The sequence below is a fragment of the bacterium genome (assembly GCA_021372515.1).
Taxonomy (GTDB): domain Bacteria; phylum Gemmatimonadota; class Glassbacteria; order GWA2-58-10; family GWA2-58-10; genus JAJFUG01.
The window spans coordinates 1-18712 of the sequence record JAJFUG010000212.1 but is presented as its reverse complement, the minus strand read 5'-3'; the positions used below and the strand labels follow the sequence as shown (position 1 = coordinate 18712).

Genomic DNA, 18712 nt, shown 5'->3' with positions numbered 1-18712 from the left:
GGAAGAGCCGGACGAAAACAGCGCCAAATGACCCGTTTCCGCTCCAAACAGATATTGAGGCCGCATGCGAAGCAACGCGCCTGAGCCGGAGGAGCCGCGCGACAGCGAGGCGGAATACAAGAAAGCTCTGCGCAAGGGTTGCGATTTCCTGGCCCGTCGGCCCCATTCGGCGAGACAGTTGCGGCAGAAACTGGCGCGGACATTCGAGCCGGAGGTTGTTGAGCGGGTGCTGGAGCGCCTCGCCGAGCTGCGCTATCTGGATGACAGCCGCTTCGCCATGGAGTTCGCCGCCCAGCGCCTGGAGCACGCCCCACGCGGGGTGGCCCTGCTGGTGGCCGAACTCAGGGGACGCGGTGTGTCGGCTGAGGAGGCGGAGCGGGCGGTGGCCGCGGCCCTGGCCGAGCGTGGTGAGGATGAGCCCGCTGTGGCCCTGCGCGTGGCTGGCCGCAAGCTTGCCTCCCTGCGGGGTGAATCCGTTGAGGAGCGGCGCAACCATCTGCTGCGCTTTCTCACTGGCCGCGGGTTCGGCCAGGCGGCGTCCCTGGATGCGGCGGACCGTCTGCTGGGAGATTGAGCCGGACAGGACACCTTTCCGGGACGTCCCTGTCGATACGGTAAGCGGCCCGGTCAAACGGTTTTCGAACCACGGAGGGAGCATGGGTGTCCTGACTGGTCGAGATGAGCAACATGTCTGCCCGGTCACGCTGGCCGGCGGCCTGGACAACCGTATCCGGCGCTGGCTGCAGGACCCGGTCAAAATACTCGCGCCTTTTGTCCGGCCCGGGATGACCGCCCTGGACCTCGGCTGCGGCCCGGGGTATTTCAGCCTGGGGCTGGCCCGGTTGGTGGGGGACGAGGGCAAAGTAATCGCCGTGGACCTCCAGGCGGGCATGCTGGACCTGTTGCGGGGCAAGGTGCGCGGCACGGCGCTGGAGCAGGTCATTCAGCCGCACCAGTGTGCGGCGGACAGCCTGTGCCTGGACAGCGGCGCGGCGGCCGATTTCGCCCTGGCTTTCTACATGGTGCACGAGGTGCCGGACAAGGCGCGCTTCTTCCGTGAGATATTCGCGGCCCTGGCCCCGGGGGGAAAGTTTCTGCTGGTGGAGCCGCCGTTCCACGTGTCCAAGAAAGCGTTCGCGGCCACCCTTGCCCTGGCGGCGGAGGCCGGGTTCAAGGCTCTGGAGGGGGCGCCGCGGGTGTTTTTCAGCTACACGGCGCTGTTAGGCAAGGCGTGAGTGCGCTAAAATAGACGGTATGTTCTTGTAGGGCGCGGCAGGCCGTGCCCGATTTGCACTCGATAGACCAGCTACCACGGGAAAGAAAATGCGCAGTGCAGACCAGGTAAGAGGGGAATTCATCGAATTTTTCAGGCAGCGCGGCCATACGGTGGTGCCCAGTGCGCCGGTGGTGCCGGCGGGCGACCCCACGCTGCTTTTCACCAACGCCGGGATGAACCAGTTCAAGGATGTGTTCCTGGGCACTGGACGGCGAGACTACAGCCGCGCAGTGGACAGCCAGAAAATCATCCGGGTCTCGGGCAAGCACAACGACCTGGAGGAGGTGGGACGCGACACCTACCACCACACCTTCTTCGAGATGTTAGGCAACTGGAGTTTCGGCGACTACGGCAAGCGCGAGGCGATCACCTGGGCCTGGGAACTGCTGACCAGGGTCTGGGGCCTGCCCAAGGAGCGCCTCTACGCCACGGTCTACCTGGATGACGAGGAGGCCGAGGGGCTCTGGAAATCCGAGACAGACATCGATCCGGCGCACATTTTCCGCTTCGACCGCGAGAATTTCTGGGAGATGGGCGAAACCGGCCCCTGCGGCCCCTCGAGCGAGATACATATCGATCTGGGCGAGACTGTGGGCCCGCTTTCCCTGGCCAAGGACCCCAAGCGCGGGGTGAACAGCGGCGACCCCCGCTTCATCGAGCTGTGGAACCTTGTGTTCATCCGTTTCGAACGCCAGCCGGACGGTTCGCTGGCGCCGCTGGCCAAGTCGCACGTGGACACCGGGATGGGTTTCGAGCGCATTCTCTCCGTGCTCCAGGGCAGTAATTCCAACTACGAGACGGATGTCTTCCGGCCCATCCTCGACCATGTGGCCGAAATCAGCGGACGGGCCTACAGCCCGGATGGGGACGGCACGCCGCACCGGGTGATCGCCGACCACGTGCGCATGCTCACCTTTTCCATCACGGATGGCGTTACGCCCTCGAACGAGGGACGCGGCTATGTGGCGCGGCGTATCCTGCGCCGGGCCGCGCGTTTCGGCCGCGAGCTGGGGGTGAAAGAGCCGTTCATCCACCGTCTGGTGCCCACGGTAGTGCGGGTGCTGGGCGGGGCCTACCCCGAGATCGCCGAGCGCCAGGGCCACGTGATGCAGGTGGTGCGCGCCGAGGAGGAGAGTTTCGGCCTGACCCTGGACCGCGGCCTGGAGTACATCTATGGTATAATCGAGCGGGTCAAGGCCGCGGGCGGCAATGTGATCCCGGCTGAGGACAAGTTCAAGCTGGCCGACACCTATGGTTTCCCGCCGGACATGACCGACCAGATCGCCCGCGAGCGCGGCCTCGGGGTGGATGAGGCCGGCTACCGCGAGCTGATGGAGCGCCAGCGCGAGAAATCCCGCGCCGAGAGCCGTTTCGGCTGGCAGTCCGACCCGGCGCGCTGGGCCAAGCAACTGGGCAGCGAGGCGTCGAGCCGTTTCCTGGGCTACGACCTGAAAAAGACCGAGGCCGTTCTGCTGGGCGCGGATGAAACTTCCGTGGTCCTGGACCAGACACCTTTCTACGCCGAGAGCGGCGGGCAGGTCGCGGACCAGGGCGAGATTCGCGGGGGCGCCGGGTTTGTGTTCCGGGTCGAGGCCGCGCACAAGGCCGGCGCGCTGGTCGTGCACGAGGGACGTTTCACCGAGGGCGGCACGGAGGCGGCCACGCCCGGCGCCACGGTCGAGGCGGCGGTGGACCTGGAGCGCAGGACTGCCACGGCGCGCAACCACACCGCCACCCACCTTCTGCACCGCGCCCTGCGCGACTGCCTGGGAGAGGGGGCCGTGCAGGCCGGTTCGCTGGTGAGCCCCGATTACCTGCGTTTCGATTTCAACCACTACTCGCGGGTGTCCGAGGAAACGATCCTCGAAATCGAGCGCCGGGTCAACGCCGTGGTGCGCGAGGACCGTCCCGTGATAACCCGGATCAAGTCCTACGACCAGGCCGTGGCCGAGGGCGCCACCGCCCTTTTCGGCGAGAAGTACGAAAGCCGGGTGCGGGTGGTGGAGGTGGAGGGCTACAGCCAGGAGCTGTGCGGCGGCACACACGTGCGGGCCAGCGGCGAGATCGGTGCGTTCGTGATCACCGCCGAATCGAGCGTGGCCTCGGGCGTGCGGCGGATCGAGGCCCTGACCGGCGAGAAAGCCGCCGAGTATCTGCTGGAGCGCAGCCACCTGGTGGACAGCCTGCGCGCCCTGCTGCCGGCTGCGGGCCAGGACAGCTTGGACGCCCAGGTGGAGGAACTGCTGCGCGAGCGCAAGGGCCTGCAGAAAGAGATCGACGAGCTGAAGAAGGAAAAGGTCCGCCAGCAGGTGGAGCAGGATGTTCTTTCGCAGTTCGAGGATATCGGTGGCGTGCGCCTGTTCACCCCGCCCAGCCTGGACTGTGACGGCGAGGCGCTCAAGCAGGCCGCGGACAAGTTCCGCGAGTCGGCCGGAGCGCGCGCGGTGGGGCTGTTCAGCGCAGTGCAGGACAGAAAGCTGCTGTTTGTCTGCGCCGTGACTGATGACCTGGTCCAGGAGGGCAAGCTCAAGGCCGGCGAGCTGGTGGGTCAGGCGGCCCGGGCCGCAGGCGGAGGGGGCGGAGGAAAGCCGCACCTGGCCACGGCCGGCGGCAAGCAGCCCGAAAAATTGGACGAGGCGGTGGAGGCTTTCAAGAGAGCGGTCAGGGAAAAACTGTCATAATGAGCAAGGTGATCAAATACAGCCCGGCGAAAGTCGCCGCCGCATGCGATCAGGCCCTTTCCGGAATCCTGGACAGCCTGGACCGCAGCCACTATCCCGAATCTCTGTATACGCTGCTGCGTCAGGTGCTTCTGCCCAGGGGCAGCGCCGCCCTGCGCTCCACGGCGATCCTTACCGCCGCGGCCGAGGCCTGGCGGGGCCGGCCTCATTCCACAGGGGTGGTGCTGGCCGCGCAGGAGATGCTGCTGCGGGGCTGGTTCCTGCAGGCGGCTTTCCTGATGGAAAAGCCGGAGGATTACAGCGAAGGGTTGGGAGGCAAGGTCTGGGCCGACCAGCCGCAGGCCCTGCTCCTGCTGGCGGCGGACACCCTGTTCACCCTGCCATTCGAAATATTGGCCCGTCAGGGCACGGAGCAGGCTGTGGCCGTGCTCGACCGGCTTTCCGGGCGGTTCGGCCCCGCGGGGGTGCTGCGCAGCCTGAACGAGGCGGGCGCTTCGCTGGAGGCTTTCCTGGAGGAGAACCCCCTTCTTGCCCTGGCTGCCGCGGCCGCGCCCGACCTGCCGGATGGTTACGCTTTCTCGGTGCTGGCGCGCTACTGCTATCTGCGAGAGGCGCGGGACTGGTTCGGCCGCGAACAGGTGATCGGCTGCCGGCTGTCGGGTGTGCTGGACCGCCGGGACTGCCTGGGCCTGGCCGAGGACAGGCCGCCGGGGAGCCTTTACTCCGCGGTGTACAAATATCTTGGTAAATGAACCAGAGCGGCGGCCCGGAGAAAGATGCGGGCCGTTGCTGTCTCGGGTTGGAGAGATGTGCCGATGGACCTGACCGGATACGAGGACTACCTTCCCGCCCCGGGCGAGAGCGTGGCCGTGGCCATGAGCGGAGGAGTGGACAGCTCGGTGGCGGCCTGCCTGCTGGCGGAGCGCCGCTGCCGGGTGATCGGCCTGACCCTCAAGATGTTCTGCTACTCGGAGACTGACCCCGGCGAGCGTAGCTGCTGCAACCTCGAATCCATCGCGGATGCCCGCGCGGTCTGCGCTTCCATCGGCGCGGCGCACTACGTGCTGGAGAGCACCGGACCGTTCCGCGAGCTGGTGATCGAGCCGTTTGTCCGGGATTACCTGGCAGGCCGTACTCCCAATCCCTGCGTGAACTGCAACACGTTCATCAAGTTCCCGCACGCCCTGGCCCGGGCGCGGGCCCTGGGGGCGGAGCGCCTGGCCACCGGGCATTACGCCCGCCTTCTGGTACAGTCCGGGCCGGTGGCGAAGGGGGAGCGCGAGGTGCTCCTGGCCCGCGGCCTCGACCCGGCCAAGGACCAGAGCTATTTCCTCTGGGGACTGGAGCGGAGGGACCTGAAGCATTATGCCTTCCCGCTGGGCGGGATGGATAAGGCCACTGTACGTCGGATCGCCGGTGGGCTTGGGCTGACCGTCTCGCAGAAAAAGGAGAGCCAGGAGGTCTGTTTCCTGGGCCAGGGTTCGCTGGAGCAATTCATACAGCAGCATGTGGGGAGTGGGGATACAGCCGGGACAGTCCCGGGGCCGCTGCTGGATGAGAGCGGCCGGCGGATCGGCACGCACCGCGGGGCGGCGTTCTACACGCTGGGCCAGCGGCGGGGCGTGGGAGCGGCGACCGGGCAGCCGGCCTATGTGATCGCGGTGGATACAGCTTCGAACACCGTGGTGGTGGGGAGCCAGGAGAGACTTTTTTCCGCCGTGTTCCTGGTTTCGCGGATCAACTACCTGCTGCGGGCCCCGGAGAGTGAATTCGAGGCCTGGATCAAGGTCCGTTACCGCCACAAGCCGGTGCACGGGCGGGTGACCCCGCTGGAGGGCAACCGGGCGCGGGTTGTGTTCGATACCCCCCAGCGCGCGGTCACACCGGGCCAGTCGGCGGTCTTCTATTCCGATTCCGTGGTCCTGGGCGGGGGAGTGATCGATTCCCTGGAAACGCCTGAACCGGATTGAGCCCCGGGACGGTCGTAGCCGCTATTTCTGACGGTTCGGGATCAGCAGCCGCGCCGTTTCCTGGCTCAGCTTGTCCGGATCGACCGGGATGGGGAAATAGTGGTCCACCCCCTGCTCGACAGGCTTTTTACGCTCCGGATAGGAGGTGAGCATTATTACCCGCACCTCGCTCAGGTATGGGCAGCTCTTGATCCGGTGGGCGATCTCCTCGGTGTTCAACCCGTGCAGTTCCTGGTTCAGGATCACCAGATTCGGCTTGAACATGGCCAGCATCTCGCCACCTTCGAACGCATCCTCCGCAGTGGCAACCTCGTACAGCTCGGTCCGGCGCAGAAGACCCCGCGAAATCGCCTCACGTGCCTGAAAGTCGGTGTCGATTATCAGTACGCGCTGCCGCAATGCACGATTTTCACTGATTATCGGGATGTTATTATCTTTCAGGAACTGGTCCAGGTCACGGCGGTAGATCCGGCGGTGCCCCCCGGGAGTCTTGAAAGCCTTGAGGTGCTCGCTGCGGATCCAGTTTTTAATCGTGCCCGGATGCACGTGACAATATTTCGCGGCTTCGAAAGTTGTCAGAATCTCTTTGTCCATTTTCTCAGTCTTGATATTATTGTGTTTATTGACATGTTTTCCGGAATAAATATGCAACATGTTAGAAATAAATAAAATCCGATCCGACAAAAGTCAAGTCATATTTTTAGAATAGACAGTTATTATGTTTACAAGCCGTAGTGAGGGCTTGGTAAGGGGCTTTGCGCCTGTCGTGGTTCTATTGTATATTTCGGCAGCCGACGGCAAAACCTGAGCGACATTTGAGCACAATAACTATCATGATAAAGCGGTCTTCTGGTCGTCAGAGCGGCCGGGAGAATTTTCTTTTCAAACCTTATGCGGGATATTAATATAGCAGTCAGGTTATCAGCCTCTAAGTGCCCGTGGTCCGGGAAACAAGCTTACGATCCACCCTGCCGACAGGGCTTGTATGACACGCATCGTTGCGGTTGCCAATCAGAAAGGCGGAGTGGGCAAGACCACGACCGCGATCAACCTGGCCGCCTCTCTGGCTGTGGCCGAGGTCCGCACCCTGCTGGTGGATATCGACCCGCAGGCCAACTGCACCAGCGGGATGGGTATCAACCGGAAAGAGCTGCAAAGCGACATATACGATGTCCTGATCGGCGGGCAGCCCCTCGATGCGGCGCTTATTTCGACCGAGCTGCAATACCTCGACATGGTGCCCTCCAGCCTCGACCTTTTCGGGGCCGAGGTGGAACTTGTCCCTGTGCCGCACCGAGAGGAACGCCTGCGCCGGGCGCTTGAGCAGTTGAACGGACGTTACCGTTACATCATCATCGACTGCCCGCCCTCGCTGGGCCTTCTTACGCTGAACGCCCTGACCGCCGCGGATTCGGTGCTTATCCCCATCCAGTGCGAGTATTACGCCCTGGAGGGATTGAGCCAGCTGATCAACACGATCCGCCTGGTGGCGGCTCGCCTCAACCCGCGGCTGACCATCGAGGGCATCCTGATGACCATGTTCGACACGCGGGTCAATCTCAGCCACCAGGTGCTTGAAGAGGCGCAGAGCTATTTTTCGGACAAGGTCTACGGGACTGTGATCCCGCGGAACGTCCGCCTGAGCGAGGCCCCCAGTTTCGGTAAACCCATTGTCCTGTACGACGTTCTGTCGACCGGGGCGCGAAAGTACATGGAACTTGCGAGAGAACTCCTTGAGCACGAGCAAGAAGAGAAGACTGGGCAGGGGGCTGGGAGCCCTGATCGACGAGGCTGACTCCAGCCCGTCTGTCCCGGTGGGTGAGGAGGCTGTCGCCGCCGAGGCGGGTGGCCACGCGCTGGAAACCGCCCTGCCGGTGGCCTCGATCAAGCCCAACCGTTACCAGCCGCGACACACGTTCCGGCCGGAGGCCATCTCCGAGTTGGCGGCCTCGATCCTGGCCCAGGGACTGATCCAGCCGATCGTGGTCAACCGTAACCCGGACGGCTCCTACGAGTTGATAAGTGGGGAAAGGCGTCTTCGCGCTGTCCGACAGCTCGGCTGGACCGAGGTGCCGGCCCTGATCCGCTCGGTAAGTCCGGCCGAACTGCTCGAGATGACCCTGGTCGAGAACCTCCAGCGCGAGGACCTCGATCCTATCGAGGAGGCCCAGGGCTACCGCTGCCTGATCGAGGATTTCGGCCAGACCCAGGCCCAGGTGGCCGAGAAGGTGGGCAAGGACCGGGTCACGGTGGCCAACGCCCTTCGCCTGCTCAAGCTGCCCGAGGCGTTGCGCAAGTCGGTCTCGGAGGGCGAGCTCTCCGCGGGCCACGCCCGGGCGCTGCTGGCCCTGGATGATCCGGCCCTTCAGCTCGAGTTGGCCCGTCGCGTCGTGGTCCAGGAGCTTTCCGTGCGCAAGCTGGAGGCCCTGGTGCGCGAGCTGGTCTCCGGGGTGGGCAAGCCTGCTGGGGCGAAACCGGCCGAACAGCCCTCCGGGCACGCCGCCCAGGTGCAGGATCTGGAATCGCGTCTGCGCAGCCGTCTGGGCACCCGGGTGCATATCCGCGACGGCCGCGACGGCAAGGGACGGATCGAGATCGAGTTCTTTTCCTACGAGGAGTTCGAGCGCCTGCTGGAACTGCTCGATGTTTCACTGGACTGAGGCTCTGGGCGGGAAAGAAGCGGCAAGGGACAGCAGTAGGGGGACGCGGCGATGAAATACATGACCCTGATGATAATTCCGTATCCCGGCGCGGATGTGCGCAGCCTGAAAGTCAGCCACCGCACGCTGAAAGTCATGGCTGTGGTCGGCACGTTGCTGGCCAGCGCCACCGTGGCTTTCGCCATCTACCTGAAGCCGGTGTTCTATAAAGCCCGCCAGTACGAATCGCTGATCATCGAGAACCACGAGCTGGTCCGCCAGAACAGCAAGATAGTCGAGCTCCAGAACAAGATCAGGTCCATCGACGAGATGATCGGCCGCATCCAGGTGGCCCAGGGAGTCAAAGCCTCGGAGGGCATGGATGCGAACGGCCTCGCCTCCGGAACGCACCTGGAGGTGTCGCCGGATATGATGACCTCAGAGCAGCTCCCGGATGAATTCGCCAACCAGCCGACCAAACCCCAGGTCCTGTCCACCGTGGCCCTCGCCGAGCACAAGGGGACCACGGGCGAGCCTTTCGGCATGCCGATAGACGAGAAAAGTTTCATCAGCCGCACGTTCAACCCCAAGATATACCATTTCGGCATCGATTTCGCGATCAAGCAGGGTACGCCGGTCAAGGTCACGGCGGACGGGGTGGTGACAATCGCCGAGAAGAACGATAACCTGGGCTACTACATCATGGTCAAGCACGGCAACGGCTTCAGCACCATGTACGCCCATAACAGCCGTCTGACCGTGCAGAAGGGCGACCAGGTCCATAAGGGTGACCTGATCGCCTACAGCGGCAACATGGGTGTCTCGAGCGGTCCGCATCTGCACTACGCTGTGTTCGACGAGAACGGCAATCCGGTCGATCCATTGCCATTTCTGCAGCACTGAACTCACTGAAGAGGTCGTTCCACATGGCGGACAAGTTCACTGGCAGGGATGAAGAAAGGCTAAACACGATAATCGGTCAGGGCACAGTCATCAAGGGGGAGTGTTCGGTCAACGGGACTGTGCGGGTGGATGGTGTGATCGACGGCAGCCTGACGGCCAAGGGAATGGCGATCCTGGGCAAATCCGGCCAGATCAAGGGTGATCTGCTGGTGCACAACGCCATTGTCGGCGGAAAGATCGACGGCAGCGTAATCGCCGAGGGTCGTCTGGAGCTCCAGACCGGCGCCAGCGTGGAGGGCGATATCACCGCCCGCCGCCTGGTGGTGGAGGAGGGGGTGTTCTTCCACGGCCTGTGCAGCATGAAAGACGAGCCGAAACCCACTGTCGCAGCCGCCGCAGCAGCTTCCACGCCACAGGCCGCCAAGCCTGAGGAAAAGGGGAAGGAAAAGGAAAAGCCGAAGTCTCAGGAGGTCAAAGACCCTTCCAAAACTCCGGCTTCCACAACTCAGGCAGCTATGACCCTGAACCAGCCGCAGGCGGCGCAGGGCGGTAAGAAAGTCAAGATCGAAGAGAGCGGCAAGGACGATGAAGACCAGGAGCTGACCTTCCACGGCCGCCCGCTCTGACTACCGGGCCTTCCGCTCTATTTCTGCCCGGCGGCAAGAGTAGCCGCTTTCTCCTTGACCCGTGCGGCCTCGGCTGCATGGGTCAAGTCGTTCAGGCTCCGGTTCTCGACCGGGCCGGCGGTCAGGGCCGCCTCGGCGCGCGCCAGGGCATCCTTGACCGTGACCAGGTCCAACTCATCCGCGGCTGCGGCCGTATCGGCCAGCACGATCAGGCGGTTGTCCTTCACCTGCAGGAACCCCCCGAACACCGCGAAATACGAGGCCGTCTGCCCCCGGCGGATTTTCAGCACCCCGTTGCCCATGGCCGCCATCATCGGGGCGTGCCCGGGCAGCACTCCCAGATAACCGCTCGCCGCCGGGGCGATCACGCTGTCCGCTTCGGCGTCGAACAGGATTTTCTCCTGGGAGATGATCCTCGTCTTGAGCGGTTCTGCTGTCATAAAAGCTTATCCCTCCGTTGCGAGGTCGTACGGGGCCTCACTGCTGTTTCTTGTATTCCTCGTAGCGCTCCAGCACGTCGTCGATCGCCCCGGCCATGGTGAACAACTGCTCCGGGATCTCGTCGTAGTCGCCGTTGACCAGGCCTTTGAAGCTGCGGATGTTGTCATCCAGCTTCACGTACTTGCCGGCCTGGCCGGTGAACTGCTCGGCCACGTGGAACGGCTGGGAGAGGAATTTCTGGATGCGGCGGGCGCGGTTGACCACCACCTTGTCGTCCTCGCTCAACTCGTCCATGCCCAGGATGGCGATGATGTCCTGCAGGTCCTTGTAGCGCTGCAGGATTTCCTGGACGCGGCGGGCCACGTTGTAGTGCTCCTCGCCGATCACGTTGGCGTCCATGATACGGCTGGTCGAGTCAAGCGGGTCCACGGCCGGGTAGATGCCCAGCTCCACGATCCGGCGGCTGAGCACAGTGGTGGCATCCAGATGGCTGAACGCCGTGGCCGGGGCCGGGTCGGTCAGATCATCGGCCGGGACGTAGATCGCCTGGACCGAGGTGATCGAGCCGTCACGCGTGGAGGTGATGCGTTCCTGCAGCTCGCCCATCTCCGTGCCCAGGGTGGGCTGGTAGCCCACGGCCGAGGGCATACGGCCCAGAAGAGCGCTCACCTCGGAGCCGGCCTGGGTGAAACGGAAGATGTTGTCGATGAACAGCAGCACGTCCTGCTTCTCTTCGTCGCGGAAATACTCGGCCATGGTCAGCGCGCTCAAGCCCACGCGCATGCGCGCTCCGGGCGGCTCGTTCATCTGGCCGTAGACCATGCAGGTCTTATCGATAACCCCGGATTCCTGCATGTCCTTGTACAGATCGTTGCCCTCGCGGGTGCGCTCGCCCACGCCGGCGAACACCGAGAACCCGCCGTGCTGTTTGGCCACGTTGTTGATCAGCTCCATGATGACCACTGTCTTGCCCACGCCGGCGCCGCCGAACAGGCCGATCTTGCCGCCTTTGACGTAGGGTTCGAGCAGGTCGATCACCTTGATCCCGGTCTCGAACAGCTCGGTGTTCGGACGCAGGCTGACAAACTTGGGCGGATCGCGGTGGATCGAGTAACGCTTCTCAGTCTTGACCGGCCCTTTACGGTCGATCGTCTCACCCAGCACGTTGAACAGACGGCCCAGGCATTCCCGTCCCACCGGCACCGTGATCGGCTGGCCGGTGTCCTGGACTTCCATCCCGCGCACTACACCGTCGGTGGTGCTCATGCCCACGGCGCGGACCATGTTGCGGCCCAACTGCTGCTGGACCTCCGCCACAAGGCGAATGGTCTCCTTGCCGGACTTGTCTTCGAGCACCAGCGCGGTGAAAATGTCCGGCACCTTGTCGGGGTCGAACTCGACATCAATGACCGGACCGATTACCTGTACCACTTTTCCCGTGTTCATGGGGCGGCCTCACTTCAAGCGGATAGATTGACTCCCGACACTTTATTTCGTCTCTTGTCGAGCGGCTCAGGCGATTGCGTTGGAACCGCCGATGATCTCGGTCAGCTCCTGCGTAATCTGTGACTGACGCTCGCGGTTAAAGCTGCGGGTGAGGAAAGTGATCATCTCATCCGCATTGTCCGTGGCCAGCTTCATCGCGTTGCGCCTCGCGGCGTGCTCGCTGGCGATATTTTCCACCACCATCCGGTAGACCGTGCTGCGCAGGGCCAGTGGAAGGACTGCCTCCACTATCTCGTCCGCCGAGGGATCGAAGATGAAATCGGTCTCGGTGGCCTCGCGCTCCGAGCCGGTCGGAGCGGCCAACGGCAGCAGGCGCTCCATGCGGATGCTCTGCGAGCCGGCCGAGAGAAAGCGGCTGTAGGCCACCTCCACCTGGTCAATCTCACCGGACAGGAATTTTTGCATCAGCAGGCGGGCGAACTCCACACTACCTTCCGAGGTGAACTGGTCGGCCAGCGTGATGTCGGAGTAGGCCGCCGGAAGGTTCCGGTGACGGAAGAAAGCGTTGCCTTTCTTACCCAGCAGGAACAGGTCCACCTCGATACCCTTGGACTTGTATTCCTTGCACTTTTCCAAAGTCAGGCGCGCGATGCTGTTGTTGAAAGCACCGCAGAGGCCGCGGTTGGAGGTCAGGGCCACCAGGCCCACCCGTTTGAGCGGCGTCCGCTCCACGATCAGCGGGTGCGATTTGGCCGCGGGCGAGCTCCTCAGGGCTTTCAAGACCTCACCCAGCGCCTCGGAGTAGGGGCGCGAGGCAACGGCCATGTCCTGGAAACGCTTGAGCTTGGAGGTGGAGACCATCTCCATCGTGCGCGTGATTTTGCGCGTCGTCCGGACCGCGGTGATCCGCTTTTTTATCTCGCGTGCTTTTGCCATAGCGTCACAGAAAGGTCACGTTGTCTGTCAACCGACGGGTCGCCGGTGCGGCGCCCGCGGCTTTTCCTCCGCCGGGCACGGGAAAACCTTCCCGTGCAGTCAGCCGGAGGGCGAAACTGCATCAGTCAGTCGCGGCAGAGAGTGTCAAACGGTCTTGCCGAACTGTTCCACGAACTCGCCGATCACCTTGTCCAGCGTCTTGCTCAGGTCCTCGGGCAGGTCTTTCTCCTTGGCCACGCGCTCCAGCAGGTCGGCATGGCGGGTGCGCATGGCTTCGAGGAACTCCTGCTCGAAGCGGAACAGCGAGTCTACGGGCAGCACGTCCAGCATCCCCTTGGTGGCGGCGTAGATCAGCACCACCTGCTCCTGGACCGGCATCGGGCGGTACTGCGGCTGCTTCAGGATTTCCACCAGGCGCGCGCCACGAGCCAACTGGCGCTGAGTGGCCTTGTCCAGGTCGGAGCCGAACTGGGCGAAAGCCTCCAGCTCGCGGTACTGGGCCAGGTCGATACGCAGGCTGCCGGCGACTTTCTTCATCGCCTTGATCTGTGCGTTGCCGCCGACACGGCTGACCGAGATGCCGACATTGATCGCGGGCCGCACGCCCGAGAAGAACAGGTTCGGCTCCAGGTATATCTGGCCGTCGGTGATCGAGATCACGTTGGTCGGGATGTAGGCCGAAACGTCGCCCGCCTGGGTCTCGATGATCGGCAGGGCGGTCATGCTGCCGCCGCCCATCTCGTCGCTCAGTTTGGCCGCGCGCTCCAGCAGACGGCTGTGCAGGTAGAACACGTCGCCGGGGTACGCTTCGCGTCCGGGCGGACGGCGCAGCAGGAGACTGAGCTGGCGATAGGCCGTGGCCTGCTTCGACAGATCGTCATAGATACAGAGCGTGTCGTGGATCTCGTAGCGGTTTTCCTTGTCGTACATGAACTCCTCGGCCATCGCCGCCCCGGCGTAGGGGGCGATGTACTGCAACGGGGCCGGGTCGCTGGCCGAGGCCGAGACCACGATGGTGTAATCCATCGCCCCGTGCTCGCGCAGACGCTCGACCACCGCGGCTACACTGGAGGATTTCTGTCCGATGGCCACGTAGACGCAGATCACGCCCAGGCCTTTCTGGTTGATGATCGCATCCACCGCGATGGCGGTCTTGCCGGTGCCGCGGTCGCCGATGATCAGCTCGCGCTGACCACGGCCGATGGGGATCATCGAGTCCACTGCCTTGACTCCGGTCTGGAGCGGCTGCTTGACCGGCTGACGGTAGACCACGCCGGGGGCGCGGAACTCCACCAGACGGCTGCGGTCGGTCACGATCGGACCCTTGCCGTCCAGCGGCTGGCCCAGCGGGTTGACCACACGGCCGACCAGGGCCTTGCCGGTCGGCACTTCCAGCACGCGGCCAGTGAGCTTGACCTGGTCTCCCTCGCGGATATGCACATAATCGCCCAGGATGACCACGCCGATGTTGTTCTCCTCGAGGTTCAGGGCCAGGCCGTAGATGTCGTTGCCGAAATCGAGCATCTCGCCTGCCATGCAGCGGCTAAGGCCGTACACGCGGGCTATCCCGTCGCCCACCTCGAGCACAGTGCCAACTTCCTCGACATCGAGCTCCTTGTCGAAGTTCTCGATCTCGCGCAGAAGGATGGCGCTGATCTCTTCGGATTGTATCTTCTTCATAACAGTCCGACTCCTTAGACTTGCTATTGCGCTTTCAACATCTGGTGGTATAGACGGTCGATGCGCCGGCGCAGGCTCCCGTCGTAAACCACGTCCCCGATTCGGCAGACCAGCCCGCCCAGGAGGCGCGGATCGACTTTAGTCCTGAGCACGATTTTTTTACCCAGGCGACCAGCCAGCTTGGCCGAAAGAGCACTGTTCTCACTTTCGGTCATCTCCACCGCAGTGGCCGCCGCAACTTCAACGCGGTCATAGTAGCGGTCGAGTTCCTCGTGGTACGCCACGTTGATTTCCTCCAGAAGGTCATGCCGGCGTTTTTCGAACACCACCAGCAGGAAGCGGAGGAAATTGTCATCCACCTTGCCCCCGAGAGCATCCCGGAAGACCTGGCCTTTCTTTTCGGCGCTGATCTGCGGCGCCAGAAGGAACAGCCTCAGCTTCGGGTCCGTCTCCAGGATGTGGATGAAAGCCTCGAAATCACCGGCGATCACCTCGATCCTGTCGGTGCGCCGGGCCAGGAGGAACAACGCCTTGGCGTATTCTTTCGCTGCGACTGAATTTGTCATTTTATCCTGGCGTCAATATCGGAGATTGCTTGCTCGATGAAACCCCGATGTTCCGCATCGGAGAGGCTTTTTTCGATAAGATGCTCGGCGGCGTTCAGGCTGATCCTGACCACCTGCTGCTTGATCTCGTCGACCGCCTTTTCCCGCTCCTGAGAGATTTCGGCCTTGGCCCGCTCGATAAACTGCTGCGCCTCGGAACGCGCCTTGTTCATAATCTCATCGGCGTTCTTTCCGGCGCGGACCTTACCGTCCTCAAGGATCCGGTTGACCTCGTCACGCGCCTTGGCCAGTTGCTCCTTGTACTCCTTGAGCAGGGCGTCGGCGTCGCTGCGGGATTTCTCGGCGTTCTCGAACATCTCACGCAGCGAGGTTTCCCGGCGGTCCACCGCATCCAGGATCGGTCCCCAGACGAATTTCTTGAGGATGATCAGGAGCACGACGAACGTGACGAGGGTCCAGAAGATCAGACCAGGGTTTATGTCGAGAAGACCAGTTTGAGCCATAAGCCAACCGTCCCTTCGACTCCTTGAATCGGAAAATTAGGCCTTGAAAGCCAGAAGGATGCAGATAACCAGTGCGAAGAAGGCGATACCTTCGATCAGCGCCGCGGCGATAATCATCGCCGTACGGATGTCGCCACCGGCCTCGGGCTGACGGGCCATGCCCTCGAGAGCACCCTGGGCCAGACGGCCGATACCGTAACCCGCACCGATCACAGCCAGGCCGGCGCCCAGGCCGGCCGCGAGATGAGCTATCAGTCCCTGCATCTGAATCCTCCTTGGTGTTTGAACTGCCGTTTGCCACTACTGAATGTATGAGGTTTTTCAGCTCATTCCCGGAGAAGCTCAGTGTTCCGGGTGTATTGCCATGTTGATGAAGATGATCGAGAGCATCACGAACACGAACGCCTGCAGGAAGGCGACGAACAGCTCCAGCATGTAGATGAACAGCGCGAACCCGATCGAGGGGACCGCGACGAAATAGCTCTGGAAGATGAAGATCAGGCCCAGGAACGTGAGGATCACGATGTGCCCGGAGGTCATGTTGGCAAATAGACGGATGGTCAGAGCGAAGCACTTGATGAAGATGCCGACAAACTCGATGACAAACAGAATCGGCAGCAGCAACACCGGCATCCCGGAGGGCACCAGGTGCTTGAAGAACTTGAACACGCCCTGCTCCATCATCCCCATCGCGAAGATCGTAAACAGCGTGGTGAACGACATGGCCGCGCAGACCGCCATGTTGCCGGTGGGGGTGGACATCCAGGGAACCATGCCCAGCAGGTTGCAGAACAGAAGGAAAAAGAACTGGGTCAGGAACAGCGGCAGGTAGCGCTTGCCGCGCACATTACCCATCAGCGGGTAGACCATCTCGTCACGCACGTATATCACGAACGGCTCGAAGAAATTCACGAACCGCCCGCGCGCGCCCACCGAACGCTGCCTGACCGCCAGGGTGCGGAACACGATGAAGATCAGCGCGGCGGAAATCCACATCATGAGGGTGAGCTTGGTGATCGAGATGTCGACGCCGAAAGGCTTCCAAGGGATGGTGATCAACGGGTGGTCGAAAACATGGGCAATCAGGTGCTGCATGATCTCGCCGGCGTCGTGAGCTCCGCCGCCGCCGTGCTCGGCGGCCTCGGCCGCCCCGTGGGCCGCTGTCTCGACGGCCGCATTAAGCAGATGTATCATGGTCAGGTTCGGTCTTTAGCGGTTAAGTGCCTGAAGAGTGCCCGATACTCGAATATGGAAAGTACAGCGTAGCTTCCAAGACAGGCTACAGTCAGCGGCAGCGCCTCCAGGTCCAGCCAGGCGATTGCCGCGGCCACAGCGCCCAGGCCGCCGAACAGACGTCCCAGGACCCCGCCCAGGACCAGACGGAGGAAAGTCCGGGTGGGGGCGTGCGCCGCGCGGCGCATCAGGTAATAGCCAGAAACCGAAATCATCCCGCTGATGACGAGGCCCGCAGCCAGCGGGACGCGCCAGGCGTCCGGCAGCCCGGGCAACAGTATAAAAGCTGCGACCAGCGAGACGATCAGAACCGACGACCAGAGCGGGAAACCATTCCCTGCAACGACAGGAGATTCGCTCAACCGTCACCCTTATCCTTGCTGCGCTTCCGGTCTGACAATGTCGAGAGAGTCTTGAACAGATTGTAGAACCCGGCCACGAAACCCAACACACAACCCGCCAGAGTGAGCCACGGCTCGCAACCGTAACGGCCGTCCAGATACCGCCCGATCAGAATGAACACCAGCAGGCTGCCCGCGAACTCCAGACCCAGACCCATATACGGTCCGTATTGCGCCAGTGCCCGACCGGGACTGTTGTTTTGCGGTTTCATATGGCCATCGTTTGAGATAATATACCAGATTCCCTTAAAAATCAATACAAAAAATCAACGCTGTCCGCAAGGGGCGCGCCGCTGCGAAATTTTGAAAGGTCAGTACCTTACCGGCACGCCGCGGCTACGCAGGTAGTCCTTGGCCGCGGTCACGGAGTACTCGCGGAAGTGAAAAATGCTGGCCGCGAGAACCGCATCCGCCTTTCCCCGGGTGAAACCCTCGTACAAGTGCTCCAGAGTGCCCACCCCGCCCGAGGCGATGACCGGTATCTCCAGGCGCGAGCTTATCGCGGCGGTCAGCTCCAGGTCGAACCCGGCCTTGCTGCCGTCACGGTCCATGCTGGTGAGAAGTATCTCGCCCGCGCCGAGCTGCTGCACCTTGAGCGCCCACTCCACCGCATCCAGGCCCACCGGGTTGCGGCCGCCGTGGGTGTAGACCTCCCAGTTGCCGAACGCCCCGCGCGACAGGTCGAACCCCGCATTGCGCTTGGCGTCGATCGCCACCACGATGCACTGGCTGCCGAAACGCTCGGCCGCGGAGGTTATCACCTCCGGGTTCTGGATCGCGGCGGTGTTGAGCGAGACCTTGTCCGCACCGCTCTTGAGCATCAGGCGCACATCCTCCACCGTGCGGATGCCCCCGCCGATGGTGAAGGGGATGAACACCTGCTCGCTCACCTTGCGCGCCAGCTCCAGCACCGTGTCGCGCCGCTCGTGGCTGGCGGTGATGTCCAGGAACACCAGCTCATCGGCTTTCTGCGCCTCGTAATAGCGCGCCTGCTCCACCGGGTCGCCGGCATCTATCAGGTTGACGAACTGCACTCCCTTGACTACCCGGCCCTTGTCTATGTCCAGGCAGGGGATGATTCTCTTGGCTAACATATTATCCGTTTCCCGTGAAATAATCTGTCGTTTTGTCGATAGCGCCAGTGGTAATCCACCTCCACGCCGACCTGTCTATTTCCGAAGGGGCGCACCCACGTGTGCGCCCGGGCGGACACACGGGTCCGCCCCTACATGAACACGGGTTGAGCCCGAAGACTGTTTCCTGTCTCACCCCACCGCGGCCAGGGCCTCCTCCAGGTTGAGCCGGCCGTCATAAATCGCCTTGCCGATAATCATTCCCTCCACGCCCAGCGGCTCAAGTGCAGCAACCTGACTCACGTGCTCCAGGGCGCTGATCCCACCTGAGGCGATCA

22 protein-coding genes and 1 pseudogene are annotated in these 18712 nt (G+C 62.9%); 9 read left to right on the top strand and 14 right to left on the bottom strand.

Features of this window, described 5'->3' with window-relative positions; all coding sequences use genetic code 11:
* Positions 1–195, bottom strand: a pseudogene (locus LLH00_19030) (DUF1244 domain-containing protein).
* Between LLH00_19030 and LLH00_19025 the strand changes: the two are divergent.
* From LLH00_19025 to mnmA, 5 genes are all read left to right on the top strand, one after another.
* Entirely contained in the window at positions 179–574 is a 396-nt protein-coding gene (locus LLH00_19025; protein ID MCE5273377.1) for a RecX family transcriptional regulator, read from the top strand. The pseudogene LLH00_19030 and the gene LLH00_19025 sit on opposite strands and share 17 nt — an antisense overlap.
* An 82-nt stretch (positions 575–656) precedes the next feature.
* The gene (locus tag LLH00_19020) at positions 657–1235 is read left to right on the top strand and encodes a class I SAM-dependent methyltransferase (protein ID MCE5273376.1); all 579 of its coding nucleotides are present in this window, start codon (positions 657–659) and stop codon (positions 1233–1235) included.
* A gap of 88 nt (positions 1236–1323) precedes the next feature.
* Complete coding sequence (gene alaS / locus LLH00_19015; protein ID MCE5273375.1) at positions 1324–3957, top strand: alanine--tRNA ligase; 2634 nt, start codon at positions 1324–1326, stop codon at positions 3955–3957.
* Positions 3957–4709: a hypothetical protein gene (locus LLH00_19010; protein MCE5273374.1), complete on the top strand. Its 753-nt coding sequence runs from the start codon at positions 3957–3959 to the stop codon at positions 4707–4709. The genes alaS and LLH00_19010 overlap by 1 nt, the downstream gene beginning before the upstream one ends.
* Positions 4710–4772: 63 nt before the next feature.
* The gene (gene mnmA / locus LLH00_19005) at positions 4773–5927 is read left to right on the top strand and encodes a tRNA 2-thiouridine(34) synthase MnmA (GenBank protein ID MCE5273373.1); all 1155 of its coding nucleotides are present in this window, start codon (positions 4773–4775) and stop codon (positions 5925–5927) included.
* Between the two features lie 21 nt (positions 5928–5948).
* Here mnmA and LLH00_19000 read toward each other — a convergent pair whose 3' ends face one another.
* Positions 5949–6521, bottom strand: a complete 573-nt coding sequence (locus LLH00_19000; GenBank protein MCE5273372.1) for a helix-turn-helix domain-containing protein — start codon at positions 6519–6521, stop codon at positions 5949–5951.
* 391 nt (positions 6522–6912) lie between these two features.
* Here LLH00_19000 and LLH00_18995 point away from each other — a divergent pair, with 391 nt between their 5' ends.
* From LLH00_18995 to LLH00_18980, 4 genes are read left to right on the top strand one after another with little or no spacing between them, the layout of a single operon-like run.
* Positions 6913–7722, top strand: coding sequence for an AAA family ATPase (locus LLH00_18995; protein ID MCE5273371.1), 810 nt, complete (start codon positions 6913–6915; stop codon positions 7720–7722).
* A complete protein-coding gene (locus LLH00_18990) occupies positions 7661–8587 on the top strand; it encodes a ParB/RepB/Spo0J family partition protein (protein ID MCE5273370.1) in 927 nt (308 codons plus the stop codon). Before LLH00_18995 ends, LLH00_18990 begins: the two co-directional genes overlap by 62 nt.
* Before the next feature lie 51 nt (positions 8588–8638).
* Positions 8639–9469, top strand: a complete 831-nt coding sequence (locus LLH00_18985) for a M23 family metallopeptidase (protein ID MCE5273369.1) — start codon at positions 8639–8641, stop codon at positions 9467–9469.
* Between the two features lie 23 nt (positions 9470–9492).
* Entirely contained in the window at positions 9493–10095 is a 603-nt protein-coding gene (locus LLH00_18980; protein MCE5273368.1) for a polymer-forming cytoskeletal protein, read from the top strand.
* Between the two features lie 17 nt (positions 10096–10112).
* On the opposite strand, the gene atpC is transcribed toward LLH00_18980, so the two are convergent.
* The 12 genes from atpC to LLH00_18920 all read right to left on the bottom strand — a co-directional run.
* On the bottom strand, positions 10113–10535 hold the full coding sequence (gene atpC, locus LLH00_18975; GenBank protein MCE5273367.1) for an ATP synthase F1 subunit epsilon: 423 nt from the start codon (positions 10533–10535) through the stop codon (positions 10113–10115).
* A 37-nt stretch (positions 10536–10572) separates the two neighbouring features.
* Positions 10573–11982 (bottom strand): F0F1 ATP synthase subunit beta, encoded by a 1410-nt coding sequence (gene atpD, locus LLH00_18970; protein ID MCE5273366.1) that lies wholly within the window; start codon positions 11980–11982, stop codon positions 10573–10575.
* 66 nt (positions 11983–12048) lie between these two features.
* The gene (atpG, locus tag LLH00_18965; protein ID MCE5273365.1) at positions 12049–12918 is read right to left on the bottom strand and encodes an ATP synthase F1 subunit gamma; all 870 of its coding nucleotides are present in this window, start codon (positions 12916–12918) and stop codon (positions 12049–12051) included.
* A 144-nt stretch (positions 12919–13062) separates the two neighbouring features.
* Positions 13063–14598 carry a F0F1 ATP synthase subunit alpha gene (gene atpA, locus LLH00_18960; protein ID MCE5273364.1) on the bottom strand — a complete coding sequence of 512 codons (1536 nt, stop codon included), beginning with the start codon at positions 14596–14598 and terminating at the stop codon, positions 13063–13065.
* Positions 14599–14621: 23 nt separating this feature from the next.
* Positions 14622–15164, bottom strand: a complete 543-nt coding sequence (gene atpH / locus LLH00_18955) for an ATP synthase F1 subunit delta (GenBank protein ID MCE5273363.1) — start codon at positions 15162–15164, stop codon at positions 14622–14624.
* The gene (atpF, locus tag LLH00_18950; GenBank protein ID MCE5273362.1) at positions 15161–15667 is read right to left on the bottom strand and encodes a F0F1 ATP synthase subunit B; all 507 of its coding nucleotides are present in this window, start codon (positions 15665–15667) and stop codon (positions 15161–15163) included. The genes atpH and atpF overlap by 4 nt, the downstream gene beginning before the upstream one ends.
* A 36-nt stretch (positions 15668–15703) precedes the next feature.
* The gene (gene atpE / locus LLH00_18945; protein ID MCE5273361.1) at positions 15704–15931 is read right to left on the bottom strand and encodes an ATP synthase F0 subunit C; all 228 of its coding nucleotides are present in this window, start codon (positions 15929–15931) and stop codon (positions 15704–15706) included.
* Between the two features lie 78 nt (positions 15932–16009).
* The gene (atpB, locus tag LLH00_18940) at positions 16010–16861 is read right to left on the bottom strand and encodes a F0F1 ATP synthase subunit A (protein MCE5273360.1); all 852 of its coding nucleotides are present in this window, start codon (positions 16859–16861) and stop codon (positions 16010–16012) included.
* A 2-nt stretch (positions 16862–16863) separates the two neighbouring features.
* Positions 16864–17262, bottom strand: a complete 399-nt coding sequence (locus LLH00_18935; protein MCE5273359.1) for a hypothetical protein — start codon at positions 17260–17262, stop codon at positions 16864–16866.
* Positions 17259–17459, bottom strand: a complete 201-nt coding sequence (locus tag LLH00_18930) for an AtpZ/AtpI family protein (GenBank protein ID MCE5273358.1) — start codon at positions 17457–17459, stop codon at positions 17259–17261. The genes LLH00_18935 and LLH00_18930 overlap by 4 nt, the downstream gene beginning before the upstream one ends.
* A 153-nt stretch (positions 17460–17612) precedes the next feature.
* The gene (gene hisF / locus LLH00_18925) at positions 17613–18395 is read right to left on the bottom strand and encodes an imidazole glycerol phosphate synthase subunit HisF (GenBank protein MCE5273357.1); all 783 of its coding nucleotides are present in this window, start codon (positions 18393–18395) and stop codon (positions 17613–17615) included.
* 171 nt (positions 18396–18566) lie between these two features.
* Positions 18567–18712 (bottom strand): 1-(5-phosphoribosyl)-5-((5-phosphoribosylamino)methylideneamino)imidazole-4-carboxamide isomerase (locus LLH00_18920; GenBank protein ID MCE5273356.1); only part of this gene is annotated, 146 nt, incomplete at its 5' end.

Excerpts from the sequence above, each read along its gene's own strand:
- LLH00_19020 (MCE5273376.1), top strand. The coding sequence starts at position 657 with ATGGGTGTCCTGACTGGTCGAGATGAGCAACATGTCTGCCCGGTCACG.
- alaS (MCE5273375.1), top strand. The coding sequence starts at position 1,324 with ATGCGCAGTGCAGACCAGGTAAGAGGGGAATTCATCGAATTTTTCAGG.
- LLH00_19010 (MCE5273374.1), top strand. The coding sequence starts at position 3,957 with ATGAGCAAGGTGATCAAATACAGCCCGGCGAAAGTCGCCGCCGCATGC.
- mnmA (MCE5273373.1), top strand. The coding sequence starts at position 4,773 with ATGGACCTGACCGGATACGAGGACTACCTTCCCGCCCCGGGCGAGAGC.
- LLH00_19000 (MCE5273372.1), bottom strand. The coding sequence starts at position 6,521 with ATGGACAAAGAGATTCTGACAACTTTCGAAGCCGCGAAATATTGTCAC.
- LLH00_18995 (MCE5273371.1), top strand. The coding sequence starts at position 6,913 with ATGACACGCATCGTTGCGGTTGCCAATCAGAAAGGCGGAGTGGGCAAG.
- LLH00_18985 (MCE5273369.1), top strand. The coding sequence starts at position 8,639 with ATGAAATACATGACCCTGATGATAATTCCGTATCCCGGCGCGGATGTG.
- LLH00_18980 (MCE5273368.1), top strand. The coding sequence starts at position 9,493 with ATGGCGGACAAGTTCACTGGCAGGGATGAAGAAAGGCTAAACACGATA.
- atpC (MCE5273367.1), bottom strand. The coding sequence starts at position 10,535 with ATGACAGCAGAACCGCTCAAGACGAGGATCATCTCCCAGGAGAAAATC.
- atpD (MCE5273366.1), bottom strand. The coding sequence starts at position 11,982 with ATGAACACGGGAAAAGTGGTACAGGTAATCGGTCCGGTCATTGATGTC.
- atpG (MCE5273365.1), bottom strand. The coding sequence starts at position 12,918 with ATGGCAAAAGCACGCGAGATAAAAAAGCGGATCACCGCGGTCCGGACG.
- atpA (MCE5273364.1), bottom strand. The coding sequence starts at position 14,598 with ATGAAGAAGATACAATCCGAAGAGATCAGCGCCATCCTTCTGCGCGAG.
- atpH (MCE5273363.1), bottom strand. The coding sequence starts at position 15,164 with ATGACAAATTCAGTCGCAGCGAAAGAATACGCCAAGGCGTTGTTCCTC.
- atpF (MCE5273362.1), bottom strand. The coding sequence starts at position 15,667 with ATGGCTCAAACTGGTCTTCTCGACATAAACCCTGGTCTGATCTTCTGG.
- atpE (MCE5273361.1), bottom strand. The coding sequence starts at position 15,931 with ATGCAGGGACTGATAGCTCATCTCGCGGCCGGCCTGGGCGCCGGCCTG.
- atpB (MCE5273360.1), bottom strand. The coding sequence starts at position 16,861 with ATGATACATCTGCTTAATGCGGCCGTCGAGACAGCGGCCCACGGGGCG.
- LLH00_18930 (MCE5273358.1), bottom strand. The coding sequence starts at position 17,459 with ATGGGTCTGGGTCTGGAGTTCGCGGGCAGCCTGCTGGTGTTCATTCTG.
- hisF (MCE5273357.1), bottom strand. The coding sequence starts at position 18,395 with ATGTTAGCCAAGAGAATCATCCCCTGCCTGGACATAGACAAGGGCCGG.